Annotated in this window: 11 protein-coding genes; 4 read left to right on the top strand and 7 right to left on the bottom strand. The window is 71.4% G+C overall.

Going from position 1 to position 13633, the window contains the following annotated elements:
- Positions 1–42 precede the first annotated feature (42 nt).
- Entirely contained in the window at positions 43–2214 is a 2172-nt protein-coding gene (locus IE264_RS32030) for a RecQ family ATP-dependent DNA helicase (RefSeq protein ID WP_032757113.1), read from the top strand.
- Between the two features lie 216 nt (positions 2215–2430).
- Positions 2431–3081, top strand: a complete 651-nt coding sequence (locus tag IE264_RS32025) for a hypothetical protein (protein ID WP_032757112.1) — start codon at positions 2431–2433, stop codon at positions 3079–3081.
- Between the two features lie 75 nt (positions 3082–3156).
- Here the strand turns inward: IE264_RS32025 and IE264_RS32020 are convergent, their stop codons facing one another.
- The 6 genes from IE264_RS32020 to IE264_RS31995 all read right to left on the bottom strand — a co-directional run bounded on the left by IE264_RS32020 (position 3157) and on the right by IE264_RS31995 (position 8999).
- A complete protein-coding gene (locus IE264_RS32020; protein WP_078657458.1) occupies positions 3157–3762 on the bottom strand; it encodes a hypothetical protein in 606 nt (201 codons plus the stop codon).
- Positions 3763–3859: 97 nt separating this feature from the next.
- Positions 3860–4570: a ribonuclease HII gene (gene rnhB / locus IE264_RS32015; protein WP_015611915.1), complete on the bottom strand. Its 711-nt coding sequence runs from the start codon at positions 4568–4570 to the stop codon at positions 3860–3862.
- Positions 4571–4664: 94 nt separating this feature from the next.
- Complete coding sequence (locus IE264_RS32010) at positions 4665–6506, bottom strand: DUF4153 domain-containing protein (protein ID WP_032757110.1); 1842 nt, start codon at positions 6504–6506, stop codon at positions 4665–4667.
- A 232-nt stretch (positions 6507–6738) separates the two neighbouring features.
- Positions 6739–7647: an ADP-ribosylglycohydrolase family protein gene (locus IE264_RS32005; protein ID WP_032757109.1), complete on the bottom strand. Its 909-nt coding sequence runs from the start codon at positions 7645–7647 to the stop codon at positions 6739–6741.
- A 12-nt stretch (positions 7648–7659) separates the two neighbouring features.
- Complete coding sequence (locus IE264_RS32000) at positions 7660–8319, bottom strand: histidine phosphatase family protein (protein ID WP_015611912.1); 660 nt, start codon at positions 8317–8319, stop codon at positions 7660–7662.
- A gap of 74 nt (positions 8320–8393) precedes the next feature.
- Positions 8394–8999 carry a YdbC family protein gene (locus IE264_RS31995; protein ID WP_015611911.1) on the bottom strand — a complete coding sequence of 202 codons (606 nt, stop codon included), beginning with the start codon at positions 8997–8999 and terminating at the stop codon, positions 8394–8396.
- 208 nt (positions 9000–9207) lie between these two features.
- On the opposite strand from IE264_RS31995, the gene IE264_RS31990 reads away from it, so the two are divergent.
- Together IE264_RS31990 and IE264_RS31985 are read left to right on the top strand one after the other, a co-directional pair.
- On the top strand, positions 9208–9735 hold the full coding sequence (locus IE264_RS31990) for a TerD family protein (protein WP_032757108.1): 528 nt from the start codon (positions 9208–9210) through the stop codon (positions 9733–9735).
- A gap of 133 nt (positions 9736–9868) precedes the next feature.
- On the top strand, positions 9869–10546 hold the full coding sequence (locus IE264_RS31985; protein WP_032757107.1) for a 2-phosphosulfolactate phosphatase: 678 nt from the start codon (positions 9869–9871) through the stop codon (positions 10544–10546).
- A gap of 76 nt (positions 10547–10622) precedes the next feature.
- On the opposite strand, the gene IE264_RS31980 is transcribed toward IE264_RS31985, so the two are convergent.
- Positions 10623–13520 (bottom strand): vitamin B12-dependent ribonucleotide reductase, encoded by a 2898-nt coding sequence (locus tag IE264_RS31980; RefSeq protein ID WP_031125826.1) that lies wholly within the window; start codon positions 13518–13520, stop codon positions 10623–10625.
- Positions 13521–13633 lie beyond the last annotated feature (113 nt).

The following is a 13633-nucleotide window of genomic DNA, read 5'->3' as shown; positions in this document are numbered from 1 at the left end:
CGCCGTTCGCGGTTTGTGGTCGCCATCGGGTTGCATGGGGGGATGACCAACGCAGATCGTGCAGCACTCAGGGCTTCGGCCGACTCCGTTCTCACCCGCCTCGTCGGGGATGCCACGGGCAAGGCCCGGCTGCGCGAGGACCAGTGGCTGGCGATCGAAGCACTCGTCGCCGACAAGCGCCGGGCTCTGGTCGTCCAGCGCACCGGGTGGGGCAAGTCCGCCGTCTACTTCGTGGCGACCTCGCTGCTGCGCGCGCAGGGCAGCGGCCCGACCGTGATCGTCTCGCCGCTGCTGGCGCTGATGCGCAACCAGGTCGCGGCGGCCGCGCGGGCAGGCATCAGCGCCCGGACGATCAATTCGTCCAACACGGAGGAGTGGGAGAGCGTCCAGGCCGAGGTGGCCGCCGGTGAGGTCGATGTCCTGCTGGTCAGCCCCGAGCGGCTGAACAATCCCGATTTCCGGGACCAGGTGCTGCCCCGGCTCGCCGCCGCGACCGGGCTGCTGGTGGTCGACGAGGCGCACTGCATCTCCGACTGGGGGCACGACTTCCGGCCGGACTACCGGCGGCTGCGGACCATGCTCGCCGATCTCCCCGCCGGCGTTCCGGTCCTGGCCACCACCGCCACGGCGAACGCCCGCGTGACGGCGGACGTGGCGGAACAGCTGGGTACGGGCGCGGGCACGGACGCCCTGGTCCTGCGCGGTCCGCTGGACCGGGAGAGCCTGAGCCTCAGCGTGCTCCGGCTGCCGAACGCGGCGCACCGGCTGGCCTGGCTGGGCGACCACCTCGGGGAGCTCCCCGGTTCCGGGATCATCTATACGCTGACGGTCGCGGCGGCCGAGGAGGTCACCGCCTACCTGCGCCAGAACGGTCATCCGGTCGCGTCCTACACCGGCCGGACCGAGAACGCGGAGCGGCAGCAGGCGGAGGACGACCTGCTGGCCAACCGCGTCAAGGCGCTGGTCGCCACCTCTGCGCTGGGCATGGGGTTCGACAAGCCGGACCTGGGCTTCGTCGTGCACCTGGGCTCGCCCTCCTCCCCCATCGCCTACTACCAGCAGGTCGGGCGCGCGGGGCGCGGGGTCGAGCACGCCGAGGTGCTGCTGCTCCCCGGCAAGGAGGACGAGGCGATCTGGCAGTACTTCGCCTCGGTCGCCTTCCCTCCCGAGGAGCAGGTGCGCCGCACCCTGGACGTCCTGGCCGGCTCGGAGCGGCCGCTCTCCCTGCCCGCGCTGGAACCCCTGGTCGATCTCCGGCGGACCCGCCTGGAGACGATGCTCAAGGTGCTGGACGTCGACGGTGCGGTGAAGCGGGTCAAGGGCGGCTGGATCTCCACCGGCGAGCCATGGGTCTACGACTCCGAGCGCTATGCCTGGGTCGCCCGGCAGCGGGCCGCCGAGCAGCAGGCCATGCGGGACTACGCCACCACGACGGCGTGCCGGATGGAGTTCCTGCGGCTGCGGCTCGACGACGAGGAGGCGACCGCCTGCGGGCGCTGTGACAACTGCGCGGGCGTCCGCTTCGACGACAAGGTCTCCACCGCGGCCCTGGACGGCGCCCGCAGCGAACTGGGCCGCCCGGGAGTGGAGGTCGTCCCCCGCAAGATGTGGCCCACCGGTCTCTCCGCGGTGGGCGTCGACCTCAAGGGGCGCATCCCCGCCGGTGAACTCTCCTCCACCGGCCGGGCGCTCGGCCGCCTCTCCGACATCGGCTGGGGCAACCGGCTGCGCCCCATGCTGGCGGCACAGGCACCGGACGCGCCGGTGCCGGACGATGTCACCGACGCCGTGGTCACCGTGCTCACGGACTGGGCGAAGGGCCCCGGCGGCTGGGCCTCCGGCGCACCGGACGCCGCGCCCCGGCCGGTCGGTGTGGTCACCGTCGCCTCGCGCCGCCGGCCGCAGCTGGTCGAGTCCCTCGGCCGACGCATCGCCGAGATCGGCCGGATGCCCCTGCTCGGGACGGTGACGTACGCCCCGGGCACCGAGGATCTGACGATGTCACAGACCAACAGCGCGCAGCGGGTCCGGGCGCTGCACGAGGCCCTGACCGTCGAGCCGGAGCTGGCCCAGGCACTGAAGTCCGCCGGTGGTCCTGTCCTGCTCGTGGACGACCTTTCCGACACCGGCTGGACGCTGGCCGTCGCCGCGCGGCTGCTGCGGCGGGCCGGAGCTCAGGGGGTGTGTCCGCTGGTCCTCGCGGTCCAGGCGTGACGGTAGGCGTCATCCGGACCGGGGCTGGGCAGGGATATCAGTGTCATTCCGGCTGATTCCCGTCAGCCGCACCAATTGCTCGTTGCCGCCTGCCGATACGCCAGGAAGAATTGGGACTGCTCCCGCACAGTTCCTCGTCGGGCCCGGAAGGGCTGTGCCGCGGCGCGCCCTCACTCGACCCTGCCCGCACCATGGGCGCGTAGCGAAGGGAGGACCATGACCTTCGGATTCGCCCCGTCCGCAGCCACTTCCACAGCGGCGTTCTCGGCATCTCCGGGTTCCGCGGACTCCGTCAACCGCCTTGCCCGGATGCTCGAACCCGCCGAGTGGGCCTCGGCGGGCATACCGCTGCTGCGCAGCCCGCGGGAGGTCGTCAGCGGGCTGCACTCCCGGCACCGGCCGACACCTGCCACCGCAGTGGTCGCGGTCCTCGATCATGAGGAACGGCTCACGGCGAGCGCCTCGTTCGTGCGCCGGGACACGGTGGCGGCCGACGGCTGGGATTTCCGCAATGCCCTGCTGGCGCATCTGCGGCGCGTCATCCCGCACGATCTGCGGCGCCGCACTCCGGTGCGTACCGCCGTGCTCCTCTACTGCCGTGACGGCGACGAACGGTGGACCGAGGAGGACGGGGCGTGGATGTGGGGGCTGCGGGACGCCTGCACCCTGCACGGTCTCCGGTGCGGTGCGTACATCACCCTGACCGGCGGGGGCTGGCAGGTCCTCGGCGAAGGGCGGGGCGGACGGCGGCCCAGTTCGCTGTCGGAGCCGGCCTCGCTGGCGGACGCCGTCGCCGGACAGCCGCCCGCTCCGACGCGGACCGGTGGCGGGGCGGCGGAGGCGCTGCGCCGCTCGGCCGCCCGGTGACCGGGCGGCGCCGAGCATCCGTCCGGCCGGAGTGCCGGGCGCCCGAGCGGGCAGCCGGCGCTCCGGCCGGACGGTTCAGACGCCTGCGCCGAGTGCGGAGTTGATCGTCTGCGGGTCTCCGCAGACGATCAACAGCGCGTCGGCACGGTCACGCGCGACGGGCAGCGCACGGGCGACGGTGCCATCGGCATCCCCGTTGACGGCCACGACGACCACGGGCCGGGGCTTCGCCCGGTCGACCGCGGAGCCGTCCGCGAAGAAGACGTCGTCGCCCGCGTCCTGCTGGGCCCAGTAGGCGGCTTCGCCGAAGGACAGCTCGTGGGCGGCCCACGGGTGCTGCTGGCCGGTGGTGAGCACCAGGATGTCGCCCGGTGCGCGGCCGGACTCCAGCAGCAGATCGACTGCCTCCTCCGCCGCGTCGAGGGCGCCGTCGGCCGGGGCCGGGATCAGCTGGAGCTGCGGTGCGGAACGATTCTCCGGCCCACTCGGAGCCCTCTTGGGCGCTGCGGGCACGGGTGCGGGCTGTGCGCGCTGCGCCGGAGGCGTGGGGCGCGCGGGGCCGGGGCCCGGACGTCCGGGGCGCGGCGTGGCCGCGGAACGCGGACCTGGTACGGGACGGGGGGTCGGCGCGGTACGGCCGGCGGCCGGAGCGACGCGGGGACCCTGGGCACTCTCGTGAATCTGAGGCTCCTGGGGGAGAAAGGGAAGAAGAGCAGGAAGGTGGTCTGTCGTGGGCCGACATGGTCCGTCGGCCTCGCTGGAGGGCGCCTGCGCGCGATCAGAATTCGAAGCCGAGCTGGCCCCCGCTTTCGAGTGCGGCCGCCTCGGCGGAAAAACGGACCTTCTTCAGGTGCTGCCACCGGGGCAGCGCGTCCAGGTACGCCCAGGAGAGGCGGTGATGGGGTGTGGGCCCCCGCTCCTCCAGTGCGGCCCGGTGCACCGGCGAGGGGTACCCCGCGTTGGCACCGAAGGCGAAGTCTGTGTACTCCTCGGACTCCCCGCCCAGTTCGGCCATCATCCGGTCGCGGTACACCTTGGCGATGACCGAGGCGGCCGCCACCGCGATGCAGGACTGGTCGCCCTTGATGACCGTACGGACCTTCCAGGGGGCTCCCAGGTAGTCGTGCTTGCCGTCGAGTATCACGGCGTCGGGCCGCACCGGCAGCCCTTCCAGGGCCCGTACGGCGGCGAGCCGGAGTGCCGCGGTCATGCCGAGGTCGTCGATCTCCTGCGGAGAGGCGTGACCCAGGGCGTGGGCGGTGACCCAGCTCTCCAGCAGGGGGGCGAGTTCGGCGCGCCGCCGGGGCGTCAACAGCTTGGAATCGGTGAGGCCTTCGGGCGGTCGGCGCAGGCCGGTGACCGCGGCACACACGGTGACGGGTCCGGCCCACGCCCCGCGTCCGACCTCGTCGACACCGGCAACGGTCCTGGCACCGGTGGTAGCGCGAAGCGAGCGCTCGACGGTGTGCGTGGGTGGTTCGTACGGCATGGCGCCAGCCAGCGTACGCCGAGAGCTACGGCAGCAACACCCCGGGGCACCGTGCACACCGAGTTTCGGCCGACAGGCGCCGGAGCGGGTGGGATCAGTAGGGGTCGTAGTCGTCGTGGTCCTGCTCGTAGCCGTCCCGTTCGCCCTCTCGTACGCCCTCCCGTACCCCGTCCGTGCCCAGCCCGTAGCAGGTGCGGCGGTCGGTGTTCGCGGGGCGCTTCCGGAGGATCTCCTCGGCCCGGGCCTCGCTCCAGCTGGTGGCGTACCAGGGGGAGCCGGAGCCGCGCAGTTCGCCCTGGATGACCCGGAGCGCACAGGAGCGCTGCGGTTCCGGCAGCTTGTCCAGGGCCGGGACGGCGTCGGCGGAGAGGTCCTTGAGGTAGTCGATGTCGATCGAGGTGCGGTCGTCCTCGAAGCGCTGCACGTTCTGCTGGGCGACCACCGCGTCCGGCGAGATCAGCCCGAAGGCCAGTACGGCGGCCGCGGCGCTGACCGCGATCGCGCGGGGCAGGAACCTGGCGCCGAAGACCCCGGCGGCGAGGATCAGGACGAGCACCACGCCGAGCCAGAGTTCCATCGCGGCCACGGAGATCCGGAGCCTGGTCAGCCCGTACTCGTCGACGTACAGGTCCATGCGGCGCAGCGCCGAGGCGACGACGACCAGGGTGAGCACGCAGAGGGTGCCGAGCACGGCGCGCACCAGCGTCCGGTCCCGGCTGCCGCCGCGCGGCGCCCAGCGCAGGGCCAGGGCGATCACGAGGAGGGTGAGCAGGGTGGCCCAGAGCAGCTGCCAGAAGCCCTGGCGGGCGTAGTCGGCGTGGGTGAGCCCGGTCTTCTCGTGCACCTTGTCGTAGCCCCCGAGGAGCACCACGAGCTGGAGGGCGATGAACGCGGCGAAGAGCAGGTCGAGGACGATGAGCGGAAGGGCCCACTCCGTACGTCCCCGGGGCTTGCCCGGCTTGACGCTGAGCCCGTCCCAGCGCACGGGTGCGGCGGCGGTGCGGGCGGCGGCCAGCGCGCCCACCAGTCCCACGAGGAAGAGGAACGTGCGCAAGGGGCCGTCGACGATCGACACGTCGGGGGTGAGCCGGCCCAGCAGGTCGGCGAAGTTGGCGTCGGCGCTGGCGAAGAGCGTCCCGAACACCACGAGGAGCCCGACGGCCACGGCCGAGGTGCGTACGACGGTGCCCCAGCGCCCCCGGGAGTCGTCGGCCCGCTCCCGTACCCCGCGCCAGCCCCAGCGGATCCCGGGTACGACCGAGTCCAGGGTGCCCACGGAACCCATCAGCACGCCGAGCCAGCTCCGGCTGCCGTGCAGCGCGAGCGAGCCCAGGGCGAAGGCCGACACGACGGCCAGGAAGGTCGGCCAGCCCGCGTCCAGGAGCGCCGGCACCGCGAGCAGGGCGAGGCCGCCGACGGCCCAGGTGGCGGTCCAGGGCCGCAGCCGACGGCCGGCGGCCCGCGCGGCGAAGGCGGCGGCCAGGGCGGCGGGCACGGCGACGATCAGGAGGTTCACGCCGAGGCCGTCGCCGAGCAGGAGCGCGCTGAGGACGGCGGTCGCCAGGACCGCCCAGAGGACGGCGAGCGGGATCAGGGGCGGTGCGGCCGGACGCAGCTTGGCCGTCGCGCCGGGGCGCTTGACCGGGGGCTGCCAGGGCCGGCCGGGCTGCCAGGTCTGCTGCGCCCCCTGGGCCCGCTGCCGCTGGGCGTGGAGGTACGCGGGGGTGGCCGGGGGCTCGGCGCCCTGGGCCGCGTAGGGGCCCGGCTGCGGGGCCGGTGGCCGGGGCGCGGCCGTCTCCTTGACCGGTGACGCCTGCCCCGGGGACGCCTGCCCCGGCGACGGTGACGGCGACGGCGATTGCGGGTTCGGCGGGGCGTCGGCCGGCGGGCCTGATGCCTCGGCCGACTCCGGCGACCCGGGCTTCTGTTCGGACATGGGACCCCTCCCCCACCGGGCTCCCGCGCGCGGCCTCGGGCGGCACACGGTCCCGGCATCTCATTCGGCGCGCGCCCGTGGAGATCGACCCGTGAAGATCAAACAGAGGCGGCGTGGCCGAAAGAGTATTCCCGAACCGGTGTTCGCGAACACTCAGAGTGAGGCTGTGGCAGGACCGTGACAGTCGTCCCGGCGGCCGTCCGCCCGCCGGAGCGGACGGACGGCCGTGCGGTCAGTGGTGCGCCGGGACCAGCCAGCCGGGAGGTTCCTCGGTCTGTGCCAGCCATGCGGCGGGCGGCGCCCCGGCCGCCCCCGCGGCGACGACGCCCCCGACGATGGCGCAGGTCGTGTCGACGTCGCCGCCCGCCTGGGCGGTCACCCAGAAGGCCTCCTCGAAGTCGCCGAGGCTCCTGGCCGCCGACCAGAGGGCGAACGGGACGGTGTCGTGGGCGCTCGTGCGGCGGCCGTTGCCGAGGACCGCGGCGACCGTGCCGGCGTCCTTGTAGTCCAGCATGTCGCGGGCCCTGCGCAGCCCGGCGCCGACCGCGCTGCGGGGCACGAGGGCGATCACGCCGTCCAGGAGCTCCTCGGGCTTCGGCGGGCCGCCCGGGGCCGCGGCGAGCGAGGCGGCCGCCGCGACGGCCATCGCGCCGACGACGGCCTCACGGTGCTGGTGCGTGGTGTACGAGGAGATCTCGGCCTGGTGGGTGGCCTGCTCCGGGTCGTCCGCGTACCAGGCGCCGAGCGGGGCGATCCTCATGGCCGAGCCGTTGCCCCACGAGCCCTGCCCGTTGAAGAGCGCCGAGGCCAGCTCGCGCCAGTCCCCGCCCTCCCGCACGAGCCGGAGCAGCCGGTTCACGGCAGGCCCGTAGCCCCGGTCGAAGTCGTGGTTCTCGGCGAAGGAGTGGGCTAGCGCGTCCTGGTCGATACGGCCGTGGTCGGCGAGTACGGCCAGGACCGAGGAGGCCATCTCGGTGTCGTCGGTCCACTGCCAGGGGCCAGGGGGCAGGACGCGCTGTTTGAGCAGCGGGTAGTTGACCGGGACGAAGAACTGGGAGCCCAGGGCGTCTCCCACGGACAGGCCACGCAGGCTGGCCAGGGCGCGTTCGAAGCGCCGCTCGGAAGCAGAATCAACGGTCATCGCCCTGCCACTCTATCCGGTACGGCCGTACGGCTCAGGGGTGCGCCAGCGCTGAAACGGCCGGTCGAGGGTGTAGCGGCCGTTCTCGCCGAGGAGCAGGGTCCTCGTCTCGGCGTTGCCCGGGTTGGAGAGCGATTCGAACTCGGCCACCGACCAGTGGAACCAGCGCATGCAGAACAGCCGCATCGTCAGCCCGTGGGTGACCAGCAGGACGTTCTCGGGATGGTCCGGGTCCTCGAAGCTGCGGTGCAGGCTCTCCAGGAACGCGCCCACCCGGTCGTACACGTCCGCGCCGGACTCCCCCTGGGCGAAGCGGTAGAAGAAGTGCCCGTAGGCGTCCCGGTAGGCCTTCTGGAGCCGTACGTCGTCCCGGTCCTGCCAGTTGCCCCAGTCCTGCTCGCGCAGCCGGGGCTCCTCGCGGACCCGGACCCGGGCGGGGTCGAGGGCGAAGGCCCGGAACGTCTCGTGGGTGCGCCGGTAGGGCGAGATGTAGACGCTGACCTGTTCCTGGCCGAACTGCTCGCGCAGGAGTGCTCCGGTCTCCCCCGCCTGCCGCAGGCCCGTCGCGGTGAGCCGGAGCGCGTGGTCGGGCTCCCGCTCGTACACCGTGTCGTCGGCGTTGCCCTCGGACTCGCCGTGCCGGACGAGGACAATGCGCTGCGGTCGTGCCATGAACCGACCCTAGGTGGTGGACGGCGATTCCGCGTGGTCCGAAGAGACCACGCGTCATCCGAAGAAGACCGGTGTCAGACCGTCCAGGAGGGTTCCAGCTCGACGACGTCCCCCGACAGGGCGGCCACGTCCGTCTCGGTCTGCGCGCGGGCCGCCAGGCGCTCCGCCCCGTCGGCGCGGTACTTGCCCCGCTCGGCGCTCGACTTCCACATGGAGAGCACCAGGAACTCGTTGCCGGGGGCCTCGCCGAAGACGCCGCGCACTATCCCGGGGGAACCGGCCATCGCCGGGTTCCACACCTGCTTCTGCATCAGCGTGAAGTGCTCGGCCCGGTCCTCGTGAACGCTGCTGTGCGCGACCCTGACGACGTCCACGTCCGTGAACTCGGGCTCAAAACCCGTCTTCACATCGAACCGCCGCTCGAAGAGCATGACCTGCATGTCGCGGAACGTGCCCGCCTGTCCGGTCGCCGGGCGGTCGTGGCCGCGGGCCATGAAGGAGTCGTAGAAGACGCGGTTGTCCCAGAACGCGAAGACATGGGCGACATCGGGGCGTGTTCGGCTCCACCCGCCGCCCTGCCCCCTGAACCCCGGCTCGCCGAGCAGCCCCGCCCACTTCCGCTGCCCCCGCTCGAAACCATGACGGTCCACCACGGAACAGCGAATCCACTTCACCAGCACCGCGCCATCGTACGGCGCGGAACGTGGCCTGGGTCACGCTCGCCCGCGGACCACCCGAACCGGATCCCCTCACGCAACACACGCGGCACACCGGGCCCATGGCCCGAATCCGCCGTCCACCACAGGGGCAGTTGGCGGTGCGGCCCGTTCCGTACATGATCGGATGACGAGAACGGTCCATGGACCGTCGGCCAGGAGGGGAAGTCCGGTGAGCACTCCGAACAAGGACATCGAGAAGGTCGAAGTACGGATCAAATGGGACCCCAGCCCGCATGGTGAACCGGCCAACGACCTCGACATCATCGCGGCCACCTATCCGGCGGACGCACCGCACGGCAGCCCCTCGTACCTGGTGCATTTCGACAGCCGTTCGCCGGACGGCACCATCACGCTGAACCGGGACAGCAGGACCGGCCAGGGGTTCGGATTCGACGAGGTCATGACGATCGAGCTGGACCGGCTCGCGGACACCTACAGCCGGGTGGTCGTCGGCGTCGCCATCCAGCAGCGCGAGGGCCGCAAGACCTTCGGGGAGGTCGGCAGCACCGCGGTGCAGATACTGGAGGGCTACACCAGTCTGCTGGAGGACGACTTCGCGAGCGTCGCCCGGTCGACGGCGGCGGTCGTCGCGGAGTTCTCCCGTACCGGTTCGGGACAGTGGGCGTTCCGCTCGGACGTACGGGGCTTCGACGCCGACCCCGACGCGTTCGCCGCGGTGATGGGCGACCGCGTCTGACCGGCATCGGTCAGTTCCGGCCAATGCCGGTGGGCTCGGGAGGGGGGCCGCCCCCTCCCGAGCCGACGCGAACGGCCATGAAGTGGATCACTTTCCGGCTGCTCGGGGGCGGGCCTGCGCGATCATGAGCCGGATGGAGACTCGTTTCGTCGGAATCGCCGAGCTGGCCGAAATCCCGTCCGTGGCGGTCGTCGTCGACGTCATGCGCGCGTTCACCGTGGCCGCCTGGGCCTTTGCCCGGGGTGCGGAGAAGATCGTTCTCGCCGAGTCGCTGGACGACGCCCTGGCGCTCACGGCCCGCCACCCGGAGTGGGTGGCGCTCAAGGACGGGCCGCCCGCGCCCGGGTTCGCCCTGGTCAACTCGCCGGGCCTGCTGCGCTCGGCCGACCTCGGCGGACGGACCGTCGTGCAGAAGACCACGGCGGGGACGGTCGGCGCTCTCGCGGTCAAGGACGCCTCGCTGGTGCTGTGCGCCGGCTTCGTGGTGGCGGAGGCGACGGCCCAGGTCCTGCGGGCACGCGGGAGTGGCAGTGTCACGTTCGTGGTCACCGGCGAGGGCGGCCGGGCCGATGAGGATCTGGCCTGCGCCCAGTACATCGCCGGGCGGGCCACCGGAGCCGGGACGGACGCCGCCGGTTTCCTCCGTCGCGCCGCCGCGTCACGCGCCGCCACCGAGCTGGCGGAGGGGGTGCGTCAAGGCGTCCACCCCGACGACATCGCGCTCTGTCTTGAGCTCGACCGGTTCCCGTTCGCCATGGTGGCCGCCCTGGAGGACTCGCTCATGGTCCTGCGTCCGTACGTCACACCCTGATCGTCGCCGATCCGGGAACTGGAGAGGGCGCCGACCTGTGGTCGGCGCCCTCTCTCATGTACTGATCAGCCCGGTGTCAGCTGCAGCCGCTGGTCGAGCCGCAGCCCTCGCAGATGTAGCAGGAGCCGGCGCGCTGCATCTTCGTACCGCAGGAGAAGCAGAGCGGGGCGTCCGCGCTGATGCCCAGCTGCATCTCCACCAGCTCGGCCGAGGTGTGCGCCGTCGCCGGAGCCGGCTTCTCGGCGGACTCGCGGGGAGCCGCCACCGCCCTCAGGGGTTCGGGCTGCACCGGGGCCGACTGGGCCAGGCTCTCGGAGTCCACACCGTCCGCCTCGAAGGACGGCTCGTACGAACCGGTGTCGAGGTGGCGCTGACGCTCGTCGGCGGAGTGGATGCCGAGGGCGGAGCGGGTCTCGAAGGGCAGGAAGTCGAGCGCCAGGCGGCGGAAGATGTAGTCGACGATCGACTGGGCCATCCGCACGTCCGGGTCGTCCGTCATACCGGCCGGCTCGAAGCGCATGTTCGTGAACTTCGAGACGTACGTCTCCAGCGGGACGCCGTACTGCAGACCGACCGAGACGGCGATGGAGAAGGCGTCCATCATGCCCGCGAGGGTCGAGCCCTGCTTGGACATCTTCAGGAAGACCTCACCGAGACCGTCGTCCGGGTAGGAGTTGGCGGTCATGTAGCCCTCGGCGCCGCCCACCGTGAAGGAGGTGGTGATGCCGGGACGTCCCTTGGGCAGACGCTTGCGGACCGGGCGGTACTCGACGACCTTCTCGACCGCCGTACGGATGGTCTCCTCGGCCTTCGCGGTGACCGCTTCCTTCTCCTTGTCCTTGGTCTTGGCGGAGAGGGGCTGGCCGACCTTGCAGTTGTCGCGGTAGATCGCGAGCGCCTTGACGCCCAGCTTCCACGCCTCGAAGTAGACCTCTTCGACGTCCTCGACGGTCGCCGTCTCGGGCAGGTTGACCGTCTTGGAGAGCGCACCGGAGATCCACGGCTGGATGGCCGCCATCATCCGGACGTGGCCCATCGCGGAGATGGAACGCTCGCCCATCGCGCAGTCGAAGACCTCGTAGTGCTCGGCCTTCAGGCCCGGCGCGTCGATCACATTGCCGTTGTCGGCGATGTGGGCGACGATCGCCTCGATCTGCTCCGGCTGGTAGCCCATGCGGCGCAGGGCCTGCGGCACCGTGCCGTTGACGATCTGCATCGAGCCGCCGCCGACCAGCTTCTTGAACTTGACCAGGGCGAGGTCGGGCTCCAGGCCGGTGGTGTCGCAGGACATCGCGAGACCGATGGTGCCGGTGGGCGCGATGACCGAGGCCTGCGCGTTGCGGAAACCGTTCTTCGCTCCGAGCCGGATCACGTCCTGCCAGGCTTCCGTCGCCGCCGCCCAGACGGGGGCGTCCAGGTCGTCGGTGCGGATGGCCTTGGCGTTGGCGTCGGAGTGCTGCTTCATCACGCGCTGGTGCGGCTCGGCGTTACGGGCGTAGCCGTCGTACGGGCCCACGACCGCGGCGAGCTCGGCGGACCGCTTGTACGAGGTGCTGGTCATCAGCGAGGTGATGGCACCGGCCAGGGCGCGGCCGCCGTCGCTGTCGTACGCGTGACCGGTCGCCATCAGGAGGGCGCCGAGGTTGGCGTATCCGATGCCCAGCTGGCGGTAGGCGCGGGTGTTCTCGCCGATCTTCTGCGTCGGGAAGTCCGCGAAGCAGATCGAGATGTCCATCGCGGTGATGACCAGCTCGACGACCTTGGAGAAGCGCTCGGACTCGAAGGACTGGTTGCCCAGGCCGTCGTCCTTGAGGAACTTCATCAGGTTGAGCGAGGCGAGGTTGCACGAGGTGTTGTCCAGGTGCATGTACTCGCTGCACGGGTTCGAGCCGTTGATCCGGCCGGACTCCGGGCAGGTGTGCCAGGCGTTGATGGTGTCGTCGTACTGGATGCCGGGGTCGGCGCAGGCCCAGGCGGCCTCGGCCATCTTGCGGAAGAGGGACTTGGCCTCGACCTCTTCGATGACGTCGCCGGTCATCCGGGCGCGCAGCCCGAACTTGGAGCCCGCCTCGACGGCCTTCATGAACTCGTCGTTCACTCGGACCGAGTTGTTGGCGTTCTGGTACTGGACGGACGTGATGTCGTCGCCGCCCAGGTCCATGTCGAAGCCCGCGTCACGCAGGGCGCGGATCTTCTCCTCCTCCTTCACCTTGGTCTCGATGAAGGCCTCGATGTCGGGGTGGTCGACGTCGAGGATGACCATCTTGGCCGCACGGCGGGTGGCGCCACCGGACTTGATGGTTCCGGCGGAGGCGTCGGCACCGCGCATGAAGGAGACCGGTCCCGAGGCGTTGCCGCCGGAGGAGAGGAGCTCCTTGGAGGAGCGGATACGGGAGAGGTTCAGGCCGGCGCCGGAGCCGCCCTTGAAGATCATGCCCTCTTCCTTGTACCAGTCGAGGATCGACTCCATGGAGTCGTCGACGGCCAGGATGAAGCAGGCGGAGACCTGCTGCGGCTGGGGCGTTCCGACGTTGAACCAGACCGGGGAGTTGAAGCTGAAGATCTGGTGCAGGAGGGCGTGGGCCAGCTCGTGCTCGAAGATCTCGGCGTCCGCGGGAGAGGCGAAGTAGCTGTTCTCCTCGCCGGCCTTCCGGTACGTCTTCACGATCCGGTCGATCAGCTGCTTGAGACCGGTCTCGCGCTGCGGCGTACCGACAGCGCCGCGGAAGTACTTGCTGGTGACGATGTTGACCGCGTTCACCGACCAGAAGTCGGGGAACTCGACGCCACGCTGCTCGAAGTTGATCGAGCCGTCGCGCCAATTGGTCATGACGACGTCACGGCGCTCCCACGTCACCTCGTCGTACGGATGCACGCCGGGGGTGGTGTGGATGCGCTCGATACGCAGACCCTTGCTCGCCTTGGTCCCCTTGGTGCGGGAACCTCGCGCCGGGCCGCTCGCCGTCTCTGTCATGCCGCCTCCCATATGTGGGCAAAAACGCCCTGAAGTGCCCAGTTCTTCCCAGGCACAGTGTGTGTCCGTCGTCCCGCGGGCCGCACTGGGCCACGGGGACAGGTTCTGAATCG

This window comes from Streptomyces microflavus (assembly GCF_014650075.1).
Classification (GTDB): domain Bacteria; phylum Actinomycetota; class Actinomycetes; order Streptomycetales; family Streptomycetaceae; genus Streptomyces; species Streptomyces microflavus.
The sequence above is the reverse complement of the archived record's forward strand: the minus strand, read 5'-3'. Positions and strand labels throughout refer to the sequence as shown.